The sequence below is a fragment of the Leucobacter fengyongliangi genome (genome assembly GCF_050971685.1).
GTDB lineage: Bacteria > Actinomycetota > Actinomycetes > Actinomycetales > Microbacteriaceae > Leucobacter.
The window spans coordinates 32,078-53,491 of the sequence record NZ_JBPCEU010000008.1; the positions used below are offsets into that span (position 1 = coordinate 32,078).

23 protein-coding genes are annotated in these 21,414 nt (G+C 65.0%); 10 read left to right on the plus strand and 13 right to left on the minus strand.

From position 1 onward, the window contains the following. Positions 1-23 precede the first annotated feature (23 nt). Positions 24-710: a TetR/AcrR family transcriptional regulator C-terminal domain-containing protein gene (locus ACR0R4_RS07320; protein ID WP_433646679.1), complete on the minus strand. Its 687-nt coding sequence runs from the start codon at positions 708-710 to the stop codon at positions 24-26. 154 nt (positions 711-864) lie between these two features. On the opposite strand from ACR0R4_RS07320, the gene ACR0R4_RS07325 reads away from it, so the two are divergent. Then, positions 865-2,487: an amidohydrolase gene (locus ACR0R4_RS07325; RefSeq protein ID WP_433646680.1), complete on the plus strand. Its 1,623-nt coding sequence runs from the start codon at positions 865-867 to the stop codon at positions 2,485-2,487. A gap of 43 nt (positions 2,488-2,530) precedes the next feature. After that, positions 2,531-3,952: an APC family permease gene (locus tag ACR0R4_RS07330; protein ID WP_433646681.1), complete on the plus strand. Its 1,422-nt coding sequence runs from the start codon at positions 2,531-2,533 to the stop codon at positions 3,950-3,952. 120 nt (positions 3,953-4,072) lie between these two features. Here ACR0R4_RS07330 and ACR0R4_RS07335 read toward each other — a convergent pair whose 3' ends face one another. Beyond that, on the minus strand, positions 4,073-4,894 hold the full coding sequence (locus tag ACR0R4_RS07335) for a biotin--[acetyl-CoA-carboxylase] ligase (RefSeq protein ID WP_433646682.1): 822 nt from the start codon (positions 4,892-4,894) through the stop codon (positions 4,073-4,075). Between the two features lie 61 nt (positions 4,895-4,955). On the opposite strand from ACR0R4_RS07335, the gene ACR0R4_RS07340 reads away from it, so the two are divergent. The 3 genes from ACR0R4_RS07340 to ACR0R4_RS07350 are packed head-to-tail and all read left to right on the plus strand — an operon-like array spanning position 4,956 to position 7,559. Beyond that, positions 4,956-6,557, plus strand: coding sequence for an acyl-CoA carboxylase subunit beta (locus tag ACR0R4_RS07340; protein WP_433646787.1), 1,602 nt, complete (start codon positions 4,956-4,958; stop codon positions 6,555-6,557). 20 nt (positions 6,558-6,577) lie between these two features. Continuing rightward, positions 6,578-6,856: a hypothetical protein gene (locus tag ACR0R4_RS07345; protein WP_433646683.1), complete on the plus strand. Its 279-nt coding sequence runs from the start codon at positions 6,578-6,580 to the stop codon at positions 6,854-6,856. Between the two features lie 10 nt (positions 6,857-6,866). After that, complete coding sequence (locus ACR0R4_RS07350; RefSeq protein ID WP_433646684.1) at positions 6,867-7,559, plus strand: NUDIX hydrolase; 693 nt, start codon at positions 6,867-6,869, stop codon at positions 7,557-7,559. Positions 7,560-7,589: 30 nt separating this feature from the next. Here ACR0R4_RS07350 and ACR0R4_RS07355 read toward each other — a convergent pair whose 3' ends face one another. The 4 genes from ACR0R4_RS07355 to ACR0R4_RS07370 form a co-directional block, all read right to left on the minus strand. Further along, positions 7,590-8,210 carry a class II aldolase/adducin family protein gene (locus ACR0R4_RS07355; protein WP_433646685.1) on the minus strand — a complete coding sequence of 207 codons (621 nt, stop codon included), beginning with the start codon at positions 8,208-8,210 and terminating at the stop codon, positions 7,590-7,592. Between the two features lie 106 nt (positions 8,211-8,316). Continuing rightward, a complete protein-coding gene (gene panB, locus ACR0R4_RS07360; protein ID WP_433646686.1) occupies positions 8,317-9,183 on the minus strand; it encodes a 3-methyl-2-oxobutanoate hydroxymethyltransferase in 867 nt (288 codons plus the stop codon). A gap of 61 nt (positions 9,184-9,244) precedes the next feature. Next, a complete protein-coding gene (panC, locus tag ACR0R4_RS07365; protein WP_433646687.1) occupies positions 9,245-10,111 on the minus strand; it encodes a pantoate--beta-alanine ligase in 867 nt (288 codons plus the stop codon). Continuing rightward, a complete protein-coding gene (locus ACR0R4_RS07370) occupies positions 10,108-10,878 on the minus strand; it encodes a DUF2520 domain-containing protein (protein WP_433646688.1) in 771 nt (256 codons plus the stop codon). Before ACR0R4_RS07370 ends, panC begins: the two co-directional genes overlap by 4 nt. A gap of 65 nt (positions 10,879-10,943) precedes the next feature. On the opposite strand from ACR0R4_RS07370, the gene ACR0R4_RS07375 reads away from it, so the two are divergent. Continuing rightward, positions 10,944-11,759, plus strand: a complete 816-nt coding sequence (locus ACR0R4_RS07375; RefSeq protein WP_433646689.1) for a purine-nucleoside phosphorylase — start codon at positions 10,944-10,946, stop codon at positions 11,757-11,759. A gap of 71 nt (positions 11,760-11,830) precedes the next feature. Then, positions 11,831-12,781, plus strand: coding sequence for a diacylglycerol/lipid kinase family protein (locus ACR0R4_RS07380; RefSeq protein ID WP_433646690.1), 951 nt, complete (start codon positions 11,831-11,833; stop codon positions 12,779-12,781). Between the two features lie 59 nt (positions 12,782-12,840). Here ACR0R4_RS07380 and ACR0R4_RS13075 read toward each other — a convergent pair whose 3' ends face one another. Both ACR0R4_RS13075 and trxA read right to left on the minus strand, forming a co-directional pair. Then, entirely contained in the window at positions 12,841-12,960 is a 120-nt protein-coding gene (locus ACR0R4_RS13075) for a DUF8730 family Cys-rich protein (protein ID WP_504362686.1), read from the minus strand. A gap of 74 nt (positions 12,961-13,034) precedes the next feature. Beyond that, entirely contained in the window at positions 13,035-13,412 is a 378-nt protein-coding gene (gene trxA, locus ACR0R4_RS07385) for a thioredoxin (RefSeq protein WP_433646691.1), read from the minus strand. Positions 13,413-13,513: 101 nt separating this feature from the next. Between trxA and ACR0R4_RS07390 the strand changes: the two genes are divergently transcribed. The 3 genes from ACR0R4_RS07390 (at position 13,514) to ACR0R4_RS07400 (ending at position 16,789) form a co-directional block, all read left to right on the plus strand. Next, positions 13,514-13,792, plus strand: coding sequence for a metal-sensitive transcriptional regulator (locus ACR0R4_RS07390; protein WP_433646692.1), 279 nt, complete (start codon positions 13,514-13,516; stop codon positions 13,790-13,792). A gap of 133 nt (positions 13,793-13,925) precedes the next feature. After that, the gene (locus ACR0R4_RS07395) at positions 13,926-15,671 is read left to right on the plus strand and encodes a phospho-sugar mutase (protein ID WP_433646693.1); all 1,746 of its coding nucleotides are present in this window, start codon (positions 13,926-13,928) and stop codon (positions 15,669-15,671) included. Next, the gene (locus ACR0R4_RS07400) at positions 15,668-16,789 is read left to right on the plus strand and encodes an ADP-dependent NAD(P)H-hydrate dehydratase (protein WP_433646694.1); all 1,122 of its coding nucleotides are present in this window, start codon (positions 15,668-15,670) and stop codon (positions 16,787-16,789) included. The genes ACR0R4_RS07395 and ACR0R4_RS07400 overlap by 4 nt, the downstream gene beginning before the upstream one ends. Here the strand turns inward: ACR0R4_RS07400 and ACR0R4_RS07405 are convergent. From ACR0R4_RS07405 to sdhC, 5 genes are read right to left on the minus strand one after another with little or no spacing between them, the layout of a single operon-like run. Next, on the minus strand, positions 16,759-17,787 hold the full coding sequence (locus tag ACR0R4_RS07405; protein ID WP_433646695.1) for a YihY/virulence factor BrkB family protein: 1,029 nt from the start codon (positions 17,785-17,787) through the stop codon (positions 16,759-16,761). The genes ACR0R4_RS07400 and ACR0R4_RS07405 overlap by 31 nt on opposite strands. A 23-nt stretch (positions 17,788-17,810) precedes the next feature. Continuing rightward, positions 17,811-18,578, minus strand: a complete 768-nt coding sequence (locus tag ACR0R4_RS07410) for a succinate dehydrogenase iron-sulfur subunit (protein WP_433646696.1) — start codon at positions 18,576-18,578, stop codon at positions 17,811-17,813. Positions 18,579-18,581: 3 nt separating this feature from the next. Then, positions 18,582-20,414 (minus strand): succinate dehydrogenase flavoprotein subunit, encoded by a 1,833-nt coding sequence (sdhA, locus tag ACR0R4_RS07415; RefSeq protein ID WP_433646697.1) that lies wholly within the window; start codon positions 20,412-20,414, stop codon positions 18,582-18,584. Positions 20,415-20,461: 47 nt separating this feature from the next. Then, positions 20,462-20,905: a succinate dehydrogenase hydrophobic membrane anchor subunit gene (locus ACR0R4_RS07420; RefSeq protein WP_433646698.1), complete on the minus strand. Its 444-nt coding sequence runs from the start codon at positions 20,903-20,905 to the stop codon at positions 20,462-20,464. Positions 20,906-20,923: 18 nt separating this feature from the next. Continuing rightward, positions 20,924-21,340 carry a succinate dehydrogenase, cytochrome b556 subunit gene (sdhC, locus tag ACR0R4_RS07425; protein WP_433646699.1) on the minus strand — a complete coding sequence of 139 codons (417 nt, stop codon included), beginning with the start codon at positions 21,338-21,340 and terminating at the stop codon, positions 20,924-20,926. Positions 21,341-21,414: the final 74 nt, after the last annotated feature.

Below are 21,414 nucleotides of genomic sequence, written 5' to 3' on the forward strand. Positions count from 1 at the left end.
AGTAGCGACCCAGCGGGCTGCTGTCAGCCCACCATCGGAGTTTTCGCTGCGACCAAACCGGCAAATTCCGCGCTGAGGCCCGCGAGCATCGTCTCAAGACCCGTGTGAAACGCGAGTTCTGAAGCGCTGATGCCGCGGGTCTCGAGTTCGCGCGCACGCGCGACATATGCGGCGCGAAAATGGGGCAGCCCAGCACCCTTACCGGGATCCAGCATGTCGTCGGGGGCGGCCTCGTCGAGCGCAGCACCGAGCACGAATGACTCGAGGCTCACGATGACGGTCAGCACTCGCTCAATCGGCCAGCCCGCCTCGGTCAGTCCCTCACAGACCTCGTCGTACATGTGGTTCGTGCGCAAGCCCGGCTCGAGTGGTCGCACCGCGAGCAGCGCAATCGTCGGTGGATGCGCCGCGAACGCGTTGCGATACGAAACTGCCCAGCGGTGGAGTGCCTCGTTCCACGGGAGCACGCCAAATCCACTGGTATCGATCCGGTCGCTCACCAGCTCACGCACGCCGCCGATAATGTCATCTTGCCCTCGCACGTGGTTATAGAGCGCGGAGGGCCGCACACCCAGCTCACGGGCGATTTCTCGGATCCCGGCTCCCTGTTCCCCGCGCTCGTCGAGCAGGCGCAAGGCCGTGTTCATGATGAGTTCGCGCGTCAGCACCGACTCGCGGGGCCTGCCGCTGCGACGCGCCGGTGCGGTCATCACTCACTCTCCCTTGTGTCACGAACCTAGCGCATGCGGGTGAGACAAACTCGCGAAGTGCCTCGATGCGCTCTACACTAACGAACACTGTTCATTTATTCCGGTCGTCCCTGACCGCCGATCCGGCGCTGCTGCCGGGAACGGAGCTGCGCTCGTGTCCATCACTGTCTTCACCGGCGGAACCGTCATCATCGACCCCGACCGTCACGGGCACGTCATCACCTCGCGGGCGCTGGCCATAGCAGAAGGCCGCGTCGTCGCAGAGGGCGATGCTGCGGTCGAGCTCGCAGCACTGCGCGGGTCCGAGGTGATCGACCTCGCGGGAGGCATCCTCGCCCCCGCCATGGGAGACGGACACGCCCACCCGGTGCTCGGCGGCCTCGAAGCCACCGGGCCCCAGATTCGTGACGCGTCCGACCTCGCGGGGATCCTCGCGGCGGTCGCCACGTGGAAACGCGAGCACCCCGACGCATCGTGGATCGTCGGCGGGAGCTATGACGCCACGTTTGCCACCGAAGGCCTGTTCGACGCACGCTGGCTCGACGAAGTGACCGGCGACACCCCCACGATCCTGCGCGCATGGGATTATCACACCGCATGGGTAAATTCGGCTGCGCTCGCCGCGGGTGCCATCACGGCAGACACGCCTGACCCCGCGCTGGGTCGCATTCCACGACGCGACGACGGCAGCCCGCTGGGCACCCTGCAGGAGAGTGCCGCCAACGATTTCCTCGCCCACGTCGTTCCTCCGTTCTCGACCGAGCAGCGCGTCGCAGCGCTTGAACAGGCCACGCGGGAGTACGCCGCGCACGGCACCACCTGGGTGCAAGATGCCTGGGTGGATCCGCAGGATGTCGAGACCTACCGTGCCGCCGCGGCACAGCAGCGGCTCCACACCCGAGTGAATCTCGCGTTCCGCGCCGACCCCGCGCGCTGGAAGGAGCAGATCGCTGAGTTCGTAGGTCTCCGCGACGAGATCCGCTCACTGGGGCATGACCGCCTGAGCGCCGAAACGATCAAGTTCTTCCTTGACGGGGTGATCGAAAGCCACACCGCCGCGATGCTGGATCCGTACGCGGATCGCCCAACCGAGCGCGGCCTGCCCAACTGGAGCGAAGCCGAGCTGACCGCCGCGGCGCTCGCGTTCGATGCAGCGGGATTCCAGCTGCATTTGCACGCGATCGGCGATGCCGCAAACCGGCTGGCACTCGACGCGCTCGAAGCCACCGCGACGCGGAACCCGGCTCGGGAGCGGGCTCACGTCATCGCGCACGTCGCGGTGCTCGCCCCGGGAGACGCGCAGCGATTCGCGAAGATCGGCGTCATTGCGAACTTCGAGCCTTACTGGGCCCAGTGCGATGCGGTGATGCGCGACCTCACGATCCCGCACCTCGGTCACGACCGCGAGGGATGGCAGTACCTTATCGGCACGGTGCTTCGGAGTGGCGCGACGGTCACTTTCGGAAGCGATTGGCCGGTGACGACCAAAGACTGGCGCCCAGCGTTCGCAACCGCGGTGACGCGGCACAGCCATCTCGAGCCAGAGTCCGCCCCGTGGCTCCCCAGCGAGCGGATCACGCCCGGGCAAGCGCTCGCCGCCTACACCTCGGGCATCGCCCGGCAGGCACTTGTCACCGACCGCGGCACGCTCGAAACCGGCATGGTCGCTGACCTCGTCTGGCTTTCGGCTGATCCGCTGTCGATCGACCCGCACTCGGTGCCCGAGATTCAGGTGCTCGGCACCTGGCTCGCCGGAGAGCGCACCTTCGGTTCCTAATTTCACCCTTGTTCCCACCCACCATCCGCACTCAGGAGTAAATGTGTCACACCCCACCGAACCACCCCGACTGAAGCGGGCGCTCGGTCTCACCGGACTCACCCTGTTCGGGGTGACCTACATGACCGTCATCACGGTCTTCACCACGTATGGCATCGTGAACCAGGTGACCGACGGTCACCTTCCCGCTGCCTACACCCTCGCGGTTATCGCGATGCTGTTCACCGCGGCGAGCTACGCGGCGATGGTCCGTCGCTATCCGGTTGCGGGATCGGCATACACCTACACGCAGCAATCGTTCGGAGGTGCGGCGGGCTTCCTCACCGGTTGGGTGATGCTGCTCGATTACCTGTTCATCCCGATGATCAACTTCATGCTGATCGGGATCTATCTGAACACACAGTTCCCCGCAATTCCGGTGTGGGTGTTCACCCTTGTCGCGCTCCTGCTGGTGCTGCTGTTCAACATCCTCGGCATCACGCTGGTGAACAAACTGAACTTCGCCATCATCGGGCTCTCGGTGCTCCTCGTTGTGGTGTTCGTTGCGCTCGCGTTCAAGACGGCATTCGGCGGTGACACCGCGGTGAGCTTGATCGAGCCCTTCACCTTCGGCGAGGGGGGCATCGGTGCCATCGCCTCGGGTGCGGCCATCCTCGCGCTTTCGTTTCTCGGCTTCGATGCGGTCTCGACCCTGTCGGAAGAGGCGAAGAACCCCCGCAAGGACATTCCTCGCGCGATCATCCTCTCCACCCTGACCGGTGGGCTTCTCTTCATTCTCGTTGCCTGGGCCGGTGGCCTTGCGTTCCAACCGGAATGGTCGACGCTCTCCGCCGGCGAGATCGAGGCCGCAGGTGTCACGGTGATGGACGTGCTCGGAGGCGAAACGTTCACTGCGTTCTTCGTTGCGATCTACGTGGTCGGGGCATTCGGCTCGGGCATGACTGGCCAAGTGTCGGTCTCGCGAATCCTCTACGCGATGGGTCGAGACGGCATGCTCCCGAAGCCGCTTGCGAGGCTTGGGCGTCGCTTTGGCACGCCGATCGTCGCCGCGGTGACTGTCTCCGTGTTCGCGCTGTCGGCGCTCTTCCTCAGCCTCGAAGCAGTGGCCTTCATGATCAGCTTCGGCGCGCTCGCGGCTTTCGCGATGGTCAATCTGTCGGTCATTCGCACCTACCTTTTCCCGAAGGGCGGTCGCCGGCAGCCGATCACCGTACGCGCCGTCCTGGCCTACGGCGTGGCCCCGCTCATTGGGTTCGCGCTCACCATTTGGCTGTGGACCTCACTCCAGCCAGCAACCTGGCTTGTCGGGGCAATTTGGCTGGCCATCGGCGCCGGGATCATCGCAATCGTCACCGGCGGTTTCAAGCGTCCGGTGCCAAAGATGGACTTCTCCGAGGGCGAGCCCAGCACCGAGCAGATCGACGCACTCGGGGAGAAATACCCGCTTCTCGGCGACCGCGCCTAAAAGAGGCTCGCGCCACCCTGTCCTCGAGAGGTCAGAATATGCGGGCGACGCCGCCCATTCCCGAGCGTATTCTGACCTCTCGCGGTAGTTCGCCTGGCGCGAGACTGGGCCGACGCGACGCTAGCGGAGGTGCTCGACGTCACCCGCGCTGACGGTCAGCTGCCCACCAGTGGGAAGATCCACCAGCAGAGACCCGTCATCGACAAGGCCGCGGGCCCGGCCGTCAACCACCTCGTCGCCGGGCAGGTGCACGCGCACCTCGCTGCCCAGCGTGAGCGAGTGCCGCAGCACCAGCGCGCGAGCGGCCTGCGGCTGATCTGCGGCGAGCGCGGCGAGGCGCAACAGTTCTTCGGCGAGCGCGGCGATGACCCGGTCAGCGAGTTCTTCACCCAGTGGATCGGCGACCGTCTCGGCACCCCCCACGTTGCCGCCCGCGGCGAGCACCGAGGTGGCGCGATCGGTGGGGAGCTCCCACTCGGGGATGAGGAGGTTCACGCCCATCCCCACGATGACGGATCCGTCGGGCAGCATCTCGCACAGCACCCCGCACAGCTTCAGCCCGGGTCGCCCGTCCTCCGCGTCATCCTCGTCCCGCACGTGTACGTCGTTGGGCCACTTGACGCCGACACGCAGGCCCTCGGGGAAGAGCGGCTGCAGCGCCGCGGTGACCGCGGATCCTGCGAGCAACGGCAGCCAGCTCACACCCAGGCCACGCGCGCCGAAGGCACGAATCAGCACCGAGATGGCGAGCGCGGTGCCGGGCGGGGTGATCCACTCGCGACTGAGGCGCCCCCGACCCGCGGTTTGATCGGCGGTCGCCAGAAGCGTGCCGTGTGGAAGTTCTTCGCTGCGCACGGCCTCGCGCAGCGCTGCGTTGGTCGATGGTGCGCTGTCCATCCAGATGGCGCGCGGCACGACGCGGCGGGTATTGGTGAGTTCCATGATGAATCAGCCTACTTCTTTGGCGATTACCTACGACCCGCGGCATGCGCGGCGCGCTAGGCTGGCATCCGTGACATCAGAGACATCGAACGCTCCGTCGACCGCGGCGAAGATCGCCGATCACCGCCGCAAGTATCAGGAGGCCGTCGGAGACCGCGATGCCGCGGCCGCCGCCAAGCAGCATCCCCGCGGCAAGATGACCGCGCGCGAACGTATCGCAGCGCTCGTCGATCCTGGATCGTTTGTCGAATTCGACAAGTTCGTGAAACACCGCAGCACGGCCTTCGGCATGGACGCAAATCGCCCGGTGGGCGATGCGGTCGTGACCGGTGCCGGCACGATTCACGGGCGCCAGGTGGTCGTCTACTCGCAAGACTTCACGACGTTTGGTGGATCGCTGGGCGAGGTAGCCGGCGAGAAGATCGTAAAGGCCATGGAATACGCGCTGAAGACGGGCGCGCCGATTCTCGGCATTCTCGACTCGGGCGGTGCCCGAATTCAGGAGGGCGTGGTCTCGCTCTCGAACTACGCGAAGATCTTCCGCCGCAACACGATGGCCTCGGGTGTCATTCCGCAGATTTCGATCGTTATGGGCCCATCCGCGGGCGGCGCGGTCTACTCCCCCGCGCTCACCGATTTCGTCATTATGGTCGATAAGACGAGCCACATGTTCGTCACCGGGCCCGACGTGATCAAGACTGTTACCGGCGAGGAGGTGGGCTTCGAGGAGCTTGGCGGGGCGCTCACCCACAACAAGACGAGCGGTGTCTCGCACTACCTCGCAAGCGACGAGCTCGATGCCCTCGACTACGCGCGCGCGCTCATTAGCTACCTTCCCGACAACAACCTCGCCGAGTCGCCGATTTACGACAGTGACACGGCACTGCAGATCACCGATGCCGATCGGCGCCTGAACACGATCATCCCGGACAGCCCGAACCAGCCATATGACATGGTGACGATCATCGAGGCGATCCTCGACTCGGGCGATTTCCTTGAGGTGCAACCGCTCTTCGCGCCAAACATGCTGATCGGCTTTGGCCGGGTTGAGGGCCGCACCGTCGGCATCGTCGCCAACCAGCCCAACCAGATGGCGGGCACGCTGAACATCGACGCGAGCGAGAAGGCCGCCCGCTTCGTGCGCTTCTGCGACGCGTTCTCGATCCCGATCCTCACCCTCGTCGATGTGCCCGGCTACCTGCCCGGCACCGATCAGGAGTTCCAGGGGGTGATCCGCCGCGGCGCCAAGCTGCTGTATGCCTACGCCGAGGCAACCGTGCCGCTCGTCACCATCATCACGCGCAAGGCCTACGGCGGCGCGTACATCGTGATGGGGTCGAAGGAAATGGGCGCTGATTTCAACATCGCCTGGCCCACGGCAGAGATCGCAGTGATGGGTGGTGCCGGTGCGGTCAACATCCTGTACCGCAAAGAACTCGCCGCGGCCGAGGCCGAGGGTCGCGATGTCGAGGCCCTCCGGGCCGAACTCACTGCGCAGTACAACGCCGATGTCACCAGCCCCTTCCTCGCCGCCGAGCGTGGTGAGCTCGATAACGTGCTCGAACCCGCGGGCACCCGTCTGGCCGTCATCAAAGCGCTGCGGGGCCTGCGTGGCAAGCGCGCAGAGCAGCCGGCCAAGAAGCACGGAAACATCCCGCTATAGCGGGTGGATCGAGGCGAAACGTGAATGCAACACCCCCGCTCCCGCCAGATGCCGCCGCGCGTGATGCCGCAAAGCGCGACGGCTCCGGTGACGGCGATGGCGCAATTCGTGGTGACGATTTCCGATTTGCGACGCGCCATCTCAGCGACGAAGAACAAGCCGCGGTCATCACTGTCCTCACTCGGGTGCGTGCTGAGGAAACAGAACTGATGAAGCGCGTGGAACGACGCGAGATTCAGCCCTGGGTCAGGTCCCAACGCGTGCCCGAGGGTATCGGGGACCTCCTCATCGAAGGCTAGTCTGGAACGCATGGCGAATACGGCGGACGAGGCACGGCGTCAGCTCGCTGCCGCGCTCGCGAAGGGGTTCGATCACGGCATTTCGCCGCAGACCACCACCACCCTGCGCCGTGAACTTCGACACTCGGCGGTGCTCGTCTTGTTCGGCCCGCTCGACGACGTGCCCGCCAGGCCCAACGGCGAGCTCGCCGTATCGACCGAACTTGACGTGCTACTGACGCGGCGCGCAGACCACATGAGACATCACCCGGGGCAGATCGCGTTTCCGGGAGGAGGGGTCGATCCGGGCGACGCGAACCTTGCAGAGACCGCGCTGCGAGAGGCCGCGGAGGAGACCGGGTTGGACCCGTCAGGAGTCGAGATCATCGGCTCCATGCCCGCGATCCACGTTCGGGTGAGCAACAACCTCGTCACTCCCGTCATCGGGTGGTGGCATCTGCCGAGCCCGGTGGTCGCAGACCACTCAGAGTCTGTGGAGGTCTTTCGCGTTCCGGTGGCTGAGCTCTTGCGCCCTGCAGCTCGCGGCACCTCTGTGCTGCGCAGGGGAACACACACCTTCCGCGGCGCAGGATTTCAGCTCGGGCCCCAGTTCGGGGGACACATCGTGTGGGGGTTCACCGGCATGCTGTTATCCAACATTTTTGATGCGGTGGGGTGGGCCGAGCACTGGGATCGCTCCCGCGAGTTCCCGATCACGCTCTGATCACGCGGTGATTGCGCGGCCGGGCCCTAGCTACGCGTGTGTCGTGTCTGCGCGCGAGGGGAAGGTGGTCGTCGTGTCCCCCAGCTGCAGCGCCAACGCGGTGGCCTTCGCGGCGTCTTCGAGGTTGAGGGCACGACGGTAGGTGGCACGCACCGTGTCGCCCACGACCGAACACCCGTGATGCTGCATGATCACGCAGTCGTGCTCCCTCAGTTGCTCCGCCGCCGAGTCTGCCAGCTCATCGGACCCGTTGGGATAGAAGGGCGTCACCCCCACCGAGCCGACATACAGCGCGTGGTCGAGGGTGAGCAGCCGAATGGAGTGACCGAGGCTTGCGAGCACGACCGCGTGGTGCGGGTGGAGGTGAATCACGCACTCGGCATCGGGGCGCGCGGCGTAGGCACGCTGGTGCAGGCGCCACTCGCTCGACGGTGTTGGCGCGCCCCCAGTCACCTCACCCGAAAGGGTCATTTCGCTAAAATCCTCGCGAGTCAAGCGATCGAACCAGGTTCCCGAGGCGGTGACAATGAACCGATCCTCCGACAGCCGAGCCGAGAGATTGCCGCCGCTGGCAAGTACCAGCCCGCGCGACACGGCATCTCGCCCCACCTCAATCAGCTCGTCGATGAGCTGGATCCGTTCCGCCCGCATCTCGTCTCCTGTCTGCCTGTCTCGAGTGACTCGATGCCTTTGCCGTCACCGTGGATCCTTGCACCCGGTAGGGTGACGCAGAAGGGGCCAGGGCCCGCCGTATTGCCTAGCGCTCGGCAGCGGCCTGCGCGAGCGCCGCACGCGCGGCCTCGACCACCTGCGGGTCGACGGGGTACTGGTGCTCAGGCGCGGGGAAGACGCCGCCGCGTACTTCCGCGGCATACGCCGAGATCCCCGCGACCATGTCATCTCCGATGGTGGCGAATTGCTTCACAAATTTCGCGGTATGACCCTCGGTCATGCCGAGCAGGTCGTGCAACACGAGCACCTGACCGTCGGCAGGACCCGCACCGATGCCAATCACCGGGATCCGCAGTTCCGGCGTCGCAAGCGACGCGATGTCGCTGGGCACTGCCTCGGCGACGAGCGCGACCGCTCCCGCTTGCTCAACGGCGAGCGCCTCGGTCACGAAGCGGGTCGCCGTTTCGACCGTCCGACCCTGCGCGCGGAAGCCGCCGAGTGCGGTCGCCGTTTGCGGGGTGAGACCAATGTGCCCGACCACGGGAATACCTGCCGCCGTGATCGCGCGGATGCGGCTGAGTCGTTCCGGTGTCGCCCCCTCGATCTTCACCGCATCGGCACCCGCCTCTTTCACAAAGCGGATCGCGGTCTCGACCGCCTGCGCGTCGGAAAGTTCGGTCGAGCCGAAGGGCACGTCACACAGGAGTAGTGCCTCCGAGATACCCCGACGAACGGCCGCCGACAGCATAATCATCTCGTCGGTACTGATCGCGACGGTTGAATCACGCCCCAGCACCACTTGGGCCCCCGAATCGCCGACGAGAACAACATCGACGCCCGCTCGATCCGCCATGCGAGCACTCGGGAAATCGTAGGCAGTCACCATGACAATTTGCTCGCCGCGGAGCTTCATCTCGGAGAGACCTGGAATCGTGAGCCTTGGGCGAGTCACTGAGCAACCTCCGGTTACGTGATGCGAACGCCAGGCGAGTGACCCGGCTGTGTCACCCAGGTTACCGCTCGGCGTCGATCGCGGGCGCGGGCGCGAGCAGAACGTTGTCGATGAGTCGTACGTTTTCGACCTGAGCGGCGATGACGCAGAGCGCTGGGCCGGTCACTTCATCGAGGGGTTCAAGCCCGTCAGGATCCACAATCTCGAGGTATTCGGGATCGATGTGCTGGGCGCGCAGCACCGTCAGCGCCCGCCTGCGCAGCTGGTCGACGCGGGCCTCACCCGCACTCAGCGCCGTTTCAATCTCGCGCAGCGCGCTCGGAATGGCGAGCGCACGTAGTCGTGCCGCAGGCGACAGGCGAGTGTTTCGACTGGATCTAGCAAGTCCGCCTTCTTCTCGGGAGGTGGGGCAACTGACGATCCGCGTCGGAATGCCGAGGTCGGCAACCATGCGTCGCACCACGACCACCTGTTGCGCATCCTTCGCACCGAAGTACGCCGAGTCGGGATTGGCCGCAATCAGGAGCTTAGCGACGACGGTAGCGACGCCGTCGAAATGCGCGCTGCCACGCATCGCCCCCTCGAGCGACTCGGTGATGCGTCCCGTGACGCGGACCGTCGTCACGAAGCCTTCGGGGTACATCTCGGCGACCTCGGGCGCGAAGACGAAGCTTGCCCCCGCGGAGGCGGCGAGCTCGACATCACGCATCTCATCGCGCGGGTAGGTTTCGAGATCCGCGGCATCGTTGAACTGTGTAGGGTTCACGAAAATCGAGACCACAACATGCTCGTGATCCCGCCGTGCCGCCCGGATCAACGAGAGGTGACCCTCGTGCAACGCCCCCATGGTGGGAACAAGCCCGACACCCCCTGCCCCGGCCTCCGCAAGCGCATCGCGCAAGGCGGCAACCGTTCGTACAACCCTCATGCGTGTTCTCCGCTTCGCGATGGATCTGCCAAGTGCTGGGTGGCCGCGGCGAGGGCATCGAACAACGGCAGGTGCTCCGGCGTGCGCTCAGCCACCGCGTGGCGCTGCCGCGCAACTGTCTCGCTGTCACCGCGTGCGATCGGCCCGGTGAGCGCCTCCGCCGCGCCGCGTTCCGCCCAGTTCTCCACAGCACTGCGCACGAGCGGAACGAGGGCTTCCCTGCCCACGCCAGCGGTCTTCGCCAGTTGCTCCGCCGCACCCTCGATAGTGACGAGGAAGTTCGCGGCAATTGATGCGGCCGCGTGGTATGCGGCTCGATCCGCATCGCGGACCCAGAATGACCGCATTCCGAGCAGGTCTGCGAGATCTCTCGCTGTTTGCTCGGCTCGGGGTGTTGTTCCGTCGATTGCCGCGAAACCCCCGCGGAAGTCGTGTGCAGCGTCAGCAACGCTGGTGAGCGGGTGCAGACTGAATGCTTCATGTGGAGCAAGCGGAGAGAGCTCGGTGGCTCCAGAAAAGTGACCGACGAGGGCCCCCGGCGTGATGAGCCTTGCGGCATCACGTATTGCTGAGTCTGGCACCGCGAGCAAGACGATATCGGCTTTCTCGCCACGATCGCCACGGCCCGCAGGTCCGCTCACCTCGATACCGAGTTGGCGCAGACTCCGAGCAATTGCGGTGCCCACACGCCCGGCGCCGACGACTCTCACCCGGGCATTTCCCAGCCCAGGGGCCCCGCGGGGGCGCAAGTCATCGGTGGAGCACACGGTTCTCAGCCTATCGGGCCGTCGTCTCCCCGTTCGCTGCTCGGCGCGGGCATAGGCTAGGAGACATGACTGACCCAGACCTCCTTTCTCCCCATGACCTTGCCCAAGAGGCGGCCCGCACCATCGCCGAACTGACCGGTGTGGTGCAGCACGACATCGCGCTCACTCTCGGGAGCGGCTGGGGCGAGACAGCTCACCATCTGGGCGAGATCGTCGCCGAGATCCCGGCCGATCAGGTACCCGGGTTTCGCGCATCCGCCGTCGGCGGCCACACAGGCAAGTTGACCTCACTGCGACTCACGGACGGTCGGCATGTGCTGATCATTGGTGCCCGCACACACCTCTATGAGGGTCATGGCGTGCGCGCAGTGGTGCACGGGGTGCGCGCGGCGGCAGCGGCGGGCGCACGCATCATGGTGCTCACGAACGGCGCGGGGGGGCTCGATCCGGAGGTGAGCGAGGGTGAGGCAATCCTCATCAGCGACCACATCAACCTCACCGGACTATCTCCGATTGAGGGTGCCGAATTCATCGACCTCACCGACCTGTACGCAGAGCGGCTTCGGAAACTCGCGCAGGGCACAGATCCGAGCCTCGGTGAAGGAGTGTATGTACAGCTTCCCGGCCCGCACTTCGAAACCCCGGCTGAGGTGCGTTACCTGCAGCTCATCGGTGGTGATGCCGTTGGCATGTCGACCGCGCTGGAGGCAATCGCGGCCCGGCAAAGCGGCATGGAGGTGCTGGGGCTTTCACTCATCACGAATCCCGCGGCCGGAATCCAGGAGGCACCCCTGAACCACCTCGAGGTACTCGAGGTGGGGCGAGCGGCCTCGGAACGTCTCGGTGTTATGTTGGCTCGAATCATTCACCAGCTGCGCTAACACCCCGCATTGAGCGCTACGCTCGGTGCAACACCGCTGCATCTCCGCGGTGATGACGAAGGGACCTGCGCGTGGGCGATGTCATAGGACTGGTGTGGAACCCGTCAAAGGTCGAGGAAGACGACCTGCACACGGCGCTCGCCGAGGCGGTGAGCCAGACGGGTTTCACCCCCGACGAGGTGCTCTGGTTCGCGACGACGGTCGACAACCCGGGGCAAGAAGCCACGGGAGACGCCATCCGCGCAGGGTGCACCGTGGTTGTGGCCGCCGGCGGCGACGGCACCGTTCGTGCGGTCGTCGAGCGCCTCACTGCAGACGCAGGCGGTCCCGAGTTCGGCATCATTCCGCTCGGCACCGGCAATCTCTTCGCGCGAAATCTCGATGTTCCACTCAACGACCCGAAGCAGGCATTCGCGCGGATACTCGAACGACGCGCGCGACCGATCGACATCGGTGAATTGGTGCTCGAACGTGAGACCGGACGTGAGCGTCACGCATTCACCGTCATGGCCGGATTTGGCATCGATGCCCAGATGATCGCCGAAACTGACGACGAGCTCAAGGCACGCGCCGGGTGGCTTGCCTACGTGGAGTCGCTGGGTAGGGCGTTCCAAAACAGCGAGCCCGTGAATCTCAGCATCAGCACCGACGAGGGCGACATGGTTCCTGACCGTGGCCACACGCTTCTCATTGCAAACTGCGGCACCCTCCAGGGTGGCGCGGCTCTTCTTCCCGACGCACTTCTCGACGACGGGCTTCTCGATCTCATGCTCCTTCGGGCCGAGGGCGTCGTGGACTGGCTCGATACCCTTCGCAATCTTGTCTGGGATAACGGCATCATGCGAAAGATGCTTCGAGACGATTCAGAGGCGCAGAGCTCAAACTCCATCCAGCTTCGCCAGGCGAGGTCTGCGCGGGTGACGCTCTCTCAGCCGGTGCTGTTCGAAATTGACGGGGAAGCAGTCGGCGAGGTGACCGGATTCAGCGCACGGGTGCTCCCTGGCGCGCTGCAGATGCGCTGACCAAGCACTTGAGTCGCCCGGGTCTGGGAACCGGGCGACTCAGTTACGGCTGATGTGAATTAGCCGTTGCAGTGGCAGCGATCCGCTTCGGGCACGCCTGCCAGCGCTTCTTCAACGTGCTGGCCGCAACCGGCCCAGGTCGGCTTGCCGCAGCTGCTGCAGGTGATTCGTGCGCACATGGTGTTCTCCTTCGTGTGGGGGGGTTGATGGGGATGAGGTGATGAGCTGGTGATGTATGCCTACGCGACCATTCTTACGCAGGCTGCTCCTGCGTTTGCTGCTCGGCAATCTGGCGACGCACGTCTTCCATATCGAGCTCGCGGGTACCCGCGATGACCTGCTCGAGCTGCGGTGCCGCAAGCGCGCCTGGCTGGCTGAAGACGATGATGCCGTCTCGGAATACCATCAGGGTAGGAATTGAGGTGATGCGGAAACCGGCAGCGAGCTGCTGTTCCGCTTCGGTGTCGACCTTCGCGAATGTGATGTCTGTGTGCGTCTCGCTCGCCGCGTCGAACACCGGCGCGAATGCGCGGCATGGGCCGCACCAGGCGGCCCAGAAATCGACGATGACGATGCCCTCCCGGGAAACCGTCTCTTCGAAGTTCTCAAGTGTCAGATTCATGGTTGTCATAATTGAAGAATACCCCCCAGGGTATAAATCGTCAAGCTTCTCTTCGCGAAATCCCAACCCAGAAGATGCTCGCGTGATACCCGCAGGGGTATCATTGGGGCATGGAATCCGAAAAGTCAGCAGAAGCGGTCGACGCACAGCGCAAGATCGCCAATCGTCTCCGCCGTGCCCACGGGCAACTGGCCGCCGTTATCTCGCTCGTGGAAGGAGATGCACCGTGCCGCGATGTCGTGCAGCAGCTCTCCGCTGTCTCCAAGGCGCTTGACCGCGCCGGGTACCTGGTGGTCTCGACCGCGCTCAAGGAGTGCCTCACGAGCCCGGACGGAGAAGGCGAACTTGACGCTGGCGAACTCGAGAAGCTCTTCCTGTCACTCGCATAGTCCGGCCTCCCGGATCGCGTGATCTGGCCGCCGCGCTGCCAGCCGCCGCGCTGCCAGTCTCCGCGCTTCGCCGCGTGGTAGTTTGTTTCAATCAAACGGCCCCGGCGAGCGTCGGGCGAGACAAGGGAATTACATGAGCGAAGCCGATCTCGGTGCTCTGGTCTCAGACGTCACGCAGTGGATCGCGAACGACCCCGACCCTGAGACCCGGGCAGAGGCCCAGGGTCTTCTCGCCCGCGCAATTCAGGGTGATGCCGAGTCTGCGAGCGCGCTCCACGACGCATTTGCCGGTCGACTCGCCTTTGGCACCGCCGGGTTGCGCGCAGAAATCGGGGCGGGCCCGCGGCGCATGAACCGAGTCGTCGTCTCCCAAACCTCGGCGGGCTTCGCCGAATACCTGCATCGACGCGCCCGCGAGGGCACCGCAACGACCCCTCCCTCCATCGTGATCGGCTACGACGGTCGGGTGAATTCCGAGGTGTTTGCGCGCGATACTGCTGAGATCATGGCGGGTGCCGGAGTACGAACCATTCTCCTCCCCGAGCCTCTGCCCACTCCGGTGACCGCTTTCGCGGTGCGCCACCTGGGTCTCTCCGCGGGCGTCATGATCACCGCGAGCCACAACCCCCCGCGCGATAACGGCTACAAGGTATACCTCGGTGACTCAGACCAGGGTTCGCAGATCGCACCCCCCAGCGATGCCGAAATCGCTGCGCTCATCGAAGAGCGTGGTGCGCTGCCCTATTCCGAGTTGCCCCGATCCACTGACTACACGATCGCGGGCCCCGAGCTTGCAGATGCATACGTCGAACGCACAGCGGACGCCCTCCTCGCGGGCTACCCTGGCCCGCTGCCGGCATCCGCCCCCAAGATTGTCTACACCGCCCTACACGGCGTGGGATCCACCACGGCTCAGCGGGTATTTGCCGCTGCCGGCCTGCCCACGGTGACGACGGTCGCTCTGCAAGACCGGCCAGACAGCACCTTCCCCACGGTGTGTTTCCCCAACCCCGAAGAAGAGGGAGCCCTCGATCTGGCTTACGAGACCGCGCGGGAGTGCAACGCAGATCTCATCATCGCGAACGATCCCGACGCGGATCGCCTCGCCATCGCCGCCCCGCACCCCGACGAGCCCTCAGGCTACCGGCGTCTCACGGGCAATGAGCTGGGGACGCTTCTCGGGTGGCGCGCGGCAGAGCGGGCACGCCGCGCGGCGGAGTCGGCGGGACTCCCCCTCACGGGCACCCTCGCCAACACCATCGTCTCCTCGCCCGTCCTCGGCTCGATCGCCCGCGCATACGGGCTCGATCACGTCGAGACACTCTCGGGGTTCAAGTGGGTCTCTCGAGTGCCGAACCTCGTGTTTGGCTTCGAGGAGGCCCTGGGCTACCTCACGCACCCCAGCGTCGTCCACGACAAAGACGGCATCTCGGCAGCAGCGGAAGCCTGCGCGATGGCCTGGGAGCTACACGCCGAGGGGCGCACCGTCTGGCAACTGCTCGACGACGCCAGCGAGCAGTTTGGGCACTACGCGAGCACCCAGGTGGTGGTGCGACTCGAATCTCCGGAGGCGGTCGCGGCGCTGGCCGAACGAGTGCGCCACGCCCCTCCCACACGCTTCGATGGCATCGAGGTCTCGCGACTTCGCGATTTCCTGCAGCCCGGCCACTCGGCGGTGCCCGCCAATGTGCTCGCCTACGATCTCGCGGATGGCTCACGCGTGATGATTCGGCCAAGCGGCACGGAGCCCAAGCTGAAGGCCTACCTCGACGTGGTGAGCGCCACGGGGACCGCCAGCGAGCGTCGCACCGTCGCCACGGACAGGCTTCGCCGCATTGAGCATGGGCTGCGCTCGTATCTGCTTGAGATCGGATCGTGAACACTGAGCGCGCCCGTCGGGCGCGGCGCGCTCGACAGCAGTCGGAGCTCACGCCCGTTGCGGGCCCCCCGGTTCGATGGGGCCTCCAGCAGGCCGCGGCCCTCCTGGTGGAACCCAGCAGCACCGACGACAAGTACCGTCGCGGGATACTCGGCCTGCGCACCGGTTCCGCAGCCTACCCTGGGGCGGCGGTGCTCGGGGCAGAGGCGGCATGGCGCACCGGCCTCGGTCTGCTGCGCTTTACCCCACCCCTTGACGACATCGCCGGGACGCTCGGCCTCCCTTCTCCAGCGGCAGCGGTCCTCGCCGCGCGCCCTGAGACGGTGTTTCTCGCCGACCCGACCTCAGCCCACGTACCCTCAAATGCTTGGCTGATCGGCTCAGGCACCGATCCCACCCAGCGCTCCGAGCAGGAACGGGACGCGTTGCGCGCGCTCCTTGCGGGCGACACGCCTGTCGTCATCGATGCCGGGGCGTTAGATCTTGTGGTGGATCGTGCGCAATCGAACGTGGGCACCGAACCCGCTCCGCGCAGGATCGCCTCCCACGGTACCCCAGTGCGGGATCACGCCGGAGCGCCCCTCATACTGACACCCCATCGCGGCGAGTTTGTGGCGCTCTGGAACGCGGCGGGCCTTGGGCTGCGACCCACCGGTTGGCCGAGCCGAGGGCGGGGCGGCCGAGACCGGGTGCCGGCCGAGAGCGCGCTCATCGCGGCCGCGACGACCCTCGCCGGAAAGCTGGGCGCGTCCGTGCTCCTGAAGGGTTCAACATCTGTCACTGCGACGCCCGGCGGCTTGGTCTTCCTCTCCGGCCCCGCCACCCCCTGGCTTGCCACCGCGGGCACCGGCGACGTACTGGCCGGCATACTCGGTGCGCTCGTGGCCGCGCATGCAGACTCGGTGCGTGAGGATCACGAGCTCCTGGGAGCGCTCGGTGCCAGCGCAGCGGTCTTGCACGATGCGGCCGCGCGCCGGGCGAGCGGTGATCCACAGTCTCTCGGACACTCGCCAGAACCCGGGCAGGGGGGCCTGGGTGGCCCCATTACCGCCTTCGACGTGGCGCGGGCGCTGCCTGCGACTGTCGCTCAGCTCCTTGTCGAGCGGCGAGATCGCTGAACATACCGCTCCTCATGTAGGTCGCGCGAATGCGATTCCTCCAGTGTGCCGAGTTCACGATCGACGCCGGTCGCGATCCATGACGCGGTAAGCAACAGCGTGCGACAAATCAGGTTGAACCAGAGCAACAACCCGATAAGCACGGCGAATGAGGCGAGCAGCGGGTTAGAGGAGGTGCCGGTCAGCAACCACGTGCCGAGTACCTTCAGACCGAGCAACACCGCTCCGCCCAATGCGCACCCCCACAACAGGTGCCAGCGACGCACGCGAACTTCGGCAAGAAAGACGTGGATCCCGAGCAGCACGGCAACGTCAAATACGTAGAGCAGCGCGTACCTCGCGGTGACTCCGAATCCTCCGATCAACCAGTTGTCGGGGCTGATGTTGAAGACGCTCAAGAGCCACTCGGTGATGTTGCTGCTGAACACGGTGAGCACGGCAGAGACCAGGAGCGCGGCGAAGAACAGCAGCGCCAGGATCAGGTCGCGCACCTTCAGGATGAACGCCCCTCGGTACTCACGCACGTCGAGGCCGAAGATGATGCGGATCGAGCGCCGTGTGCCGGTGAACCATGTGATGGTGACCCAGAGCAGCGCGACACCGGCGGCAATGCTTGTCCAGTCGAAGCTGCGCTCGCTCAGCAGTGTGCTGACCGACACTACCCCGTCTTCACCCAACAGACCAGGAACGAGCAGGTTGATTTGCTCGATCAGCGAGGCGAGGAGTTCGGTGCGGGTTCGTAGCCACACCCCCAGCACGCCGAAGCCGACCCACAGTGCCGCGAACACAGCGAATACCGCCTGGTAACTCATGCCCGCGGAGAGGACGTTGCCGCCGACATCAACGAAATGGAAGAAGGCGCGCATCGGCCGTAGCCTTCGCACCCCACTCCACCACTGACGGCCCTGGCTGCGCCACTGGCCCATCCGCTCAGAACCGAGCAACGCCCCGTCGTCCAGCCCCTCAGATGAGGGAGCGTGTTCGCGGGGCGTTGTCATTCGGCAAGTCTATGCCGCTGGTGTTAGCTGGTCTTTCCGGTGCGGATCGCGGCCTTGACCTCGGCGATCGCCTTCGTGACCTGAATCCCACGTGGGCACGCGTCGGTGCAGTTGAAGGTGGTACGGCAGCGCCACACACCCTCGGTGTCATTCAGGATGTCGAGGCGCACCTGCGCATTGTCGTCGCGCGAATCGAAGATGAAGCGGTGCGCATTCACGATAGCGGCCGGCCCGAAGTACTGCCCGTCCGTCCAGAACACCGGGCAACTCGTGGTGCACGCCGCGCACAGAATGCACTTCGTAGTGTCGTCGAAACGCTCGCGATCCTCGATCGACTGCACGCGCTCCTTCCCCGGCTCGGGACTACTCCCGGCCACGAGGAAGGGCTGCACCTCACGGAATGAAGCGAAGAACGGCTCCATGTCGACGATCAAGTCCTTCTCCAGCGGAAGGCCCTTAATGGCTTCCACGTAGACGGGCTTCGTGATGTCGAGATCCTTGACGAGGGTCTTACACGCAAGGCGATTGCGCCCGTTGATGCGCATCGCGTCGGAGCCGCAGATGCCGTGGGCGCACGAACGACGGAAGCTGAGCGTGCCGTCCTGATCCCACTTGATCTTGTGCAGGGCGTCAAGGATGCGATCCGTCGGGTACATCGGCACGTCGAAGTCTTCCCAGTACGCCTCTGCGCCCGTCTCGGGGTCGTAGCGGCGCACGAGCAGGGTGACATTGAAGGGCTGCGGCGCCTCGGGGGCCACAATGGCAGAAGCCTCAGCGGTAGCGGTGCTCATGGCTTAGTACTTCCTCTCCATCGGCGGGTAATTCAACTCGCCCTGCTCATTCTTCGTCATGACGACCGGCTTCCAGTCCAGGCGGATGTGATCTTCAGGGTTCGCCGAGTGTGGGTCGCCCGAGAGGTACGCCATCGTGTGCTGCATGTAGTTCTCATCATCGCGGTTCGGGTAGTCGTCGCGCATGTGACCGCCACGGCTCTCCTTGCGATTGCGCGCGGTGAACACGAGCACCTCGGCGAGATCGAGCAGGAAGCCAAGCTCGATCGCCTCGAGCAGATCGGTGTTGTATCGCTTGCCACGATCCTGCACCGAGATGTTCTTGTAGCGCAGGCGCAGATCGTTGATCACGCGGAGGACCTCGGTGAGAGACTCCTCGGTGCGGAACACCTGGGCGCCACGGTCCATGGATTCCTGGAGTTCCTTGCGAATGTCGGCGACGCGCTCGGTGCCGGTGCTCGTGCGCAGCATCTCCACGAGCTCGCGGATCTCCTTCGCCGGATCGGCCGGGAGTTCGACGAAGGAGGCTCCGTTTGCGTAGTCGGCGGCACGGTTGCCCGAACGCTTCCCGAAGACATTGATGTCGAGCAGCGAGTTGGTGCCGAGACGGTTCGAGCCGTGCACGGACACGCAGGCGCACTCGCCCGCAGCGAAGAGACCCGGCACTACGGTGTCGTTGTCCATCAACACCTCGGCGTGAACGTTTGTCGGGATGCCGCCCATGGCGTAGTGCGCGGTGGGGAACACGGGCACCGGTTCCGTGACCGGATCCACACCCAAATAGGTGCGCGCGAACTCGGTGATATCGGGAAGCTTCGTCTCGAGCACCTCGGCACCCAGGTGTGTGCAGTCGAGGTAGACGTAGTCCTTGTGGGGGCCGGCACCTCGGCCGTCAAGCACCTCCTGCACCATGCAACGCGCCACAATATCGCGGGGAGCGAGGTCTTTAATGGTCGGCGCGTAGCGCTCCATGAACCGCTCGCCGCTCGCGTTACGCAAGATGGCGCCCTCGCCGCGGGCGCCTTCGGTGAGCAAGATCCCCAGGCCCGCAAGACCCGTCGGGTGGAACTGGTAAAACTCCATGTCTTCGAGCGGCAGGCCCTTGCGCCAGATGATGCCGACGCCGTCACCGGTCAGGGTGTGTGCGTTCGACGTCGTCTTGAAGATCTTCCCGAACCCGCCCGTGGCGAAGACGATCGACTTCGCCTGGAAGACGTGCAGGTCACCGGTTGCGAGCTCGTAGGCGACGACGCCGGAAGGCTTGCGGTCTTTGCCTTCGCCTGTCATCACCAGATCAAGCACGTAGTACTCGTTGAAGAAGTTGACACCCAGCTTGACGCAGTTCTGGAAGAGCGTCTGCAGGATCATGTGGCCGGTGCGGTCAGCCGCATAGCAGGCACGACGCACGGGCGCCTTGCCGTGGTCGCGGGTGTGGCCGCCGAAACGACGCTGATCGATCTTGCCCTCGGGCGTGCGGTTGAACGGCAGACCCATGTTCTCAAGGTCGATGACCGCGTCGATTGCTTCCTTCGCAAGGATCTCAGCCGCGTCCTGGTCAACCAGGTAGTCGCCGCCCTTCACCGTGTCGAAGGTGTGCCACTCCCAGTTATCGTCTTCGACATTCGCCAGCGCAGCGGCCATGCCGCCCTGCGCGGCGCCCGTGTGAGAGCGCGTCGGATAGAGCTTGGTGATAACCGCGGTCTTGGCCTTTGGGCCCGCTTCGATCGCGGCGCGCATGCCAGCGCCGCCGGCACCGACGATCACGACGTCAAACTGATGGTAGGTGACGCCGTCTTTGACGGTCACTTCCTCGCCCTGGTGGGTGTTGGTGGTCACGTGTTTCCTAACTTCCGGTGAAAAGTCTGGGGAGCGGCTGCGTCAGATCAAGACACAGTGCAGAACGAGGCAAGCAACTCGGGGTCGGCACCCGGGGGGCAGGGATCGAAGGTGAAGATCACCAGCGTGCCGAGCAGAATCAGCAGTGCTGCCGAGAGGAACAGTGCGATCTTCAGACCTTTTGCAAGGCCCGGCCTCACCACGTAATCGTTCACGATGGTGCGCATGCCGTTGCTGCCGTGAATCAGCGCGAGCCACAGCAGGAGGAGATCCCACACTTGCCAGAAGGGGTTCGCGAGCTTACCGCCCACGAAGCCGAAGTCAATGGCCTTTACTCCGTCGCCCACCATGAGGTTGGAGAACAGGTGGCCGAAGATGAGAACGACGAGCAGCACGCCAGAGGCGCGCATGTAGATCCATCCCCACTTTTCCCAGTTGGTGCGCTTCTTGGCCGGGGCCTGTGAGCGAGGAGATTCAATCGAGAGTGTCATGAGTTCTGCTCCTCTTTCCTAGTGCCCGAAGACGTTCATCAAGTGGCGAGGGGTGAACCCGAGCATCAAGATGACCCAGAGTGCGATGACGATCCAGAACATCGCGCGCTGGTATTTCGTGCCCTTACTCCAGTAATCAACGAGGATGATGCGCAACCCGTTGAGGGCGTGGAACGCGATGGCGCCAACCAGGCCGACTTCGCCGAGGCCCATGATCGGGGTCTGGTACGTCGAGATCACCGCGTTGTATGCCTCTGGGCTCACGCGAATGAGAGCTGTGTCAAGCACGTGCACGAGCAGGAAGAAGAAGATGGCCACACCGGTGATACGATGCAACACCCACGACCACATTCCTTCGTTACCGCGATAAAGGGTGCCGCCGGGGCGGATCTTCTTCGCGGCTGCAGGCGTGACCTGCGCGGTTTCGGCTGACACGAGCTTCCTCCTTGGGTCGGGTTGCACCGGGCTTGTTCCGGGATCCGATGCGGGAAATGAAGCAGGCATTTTCA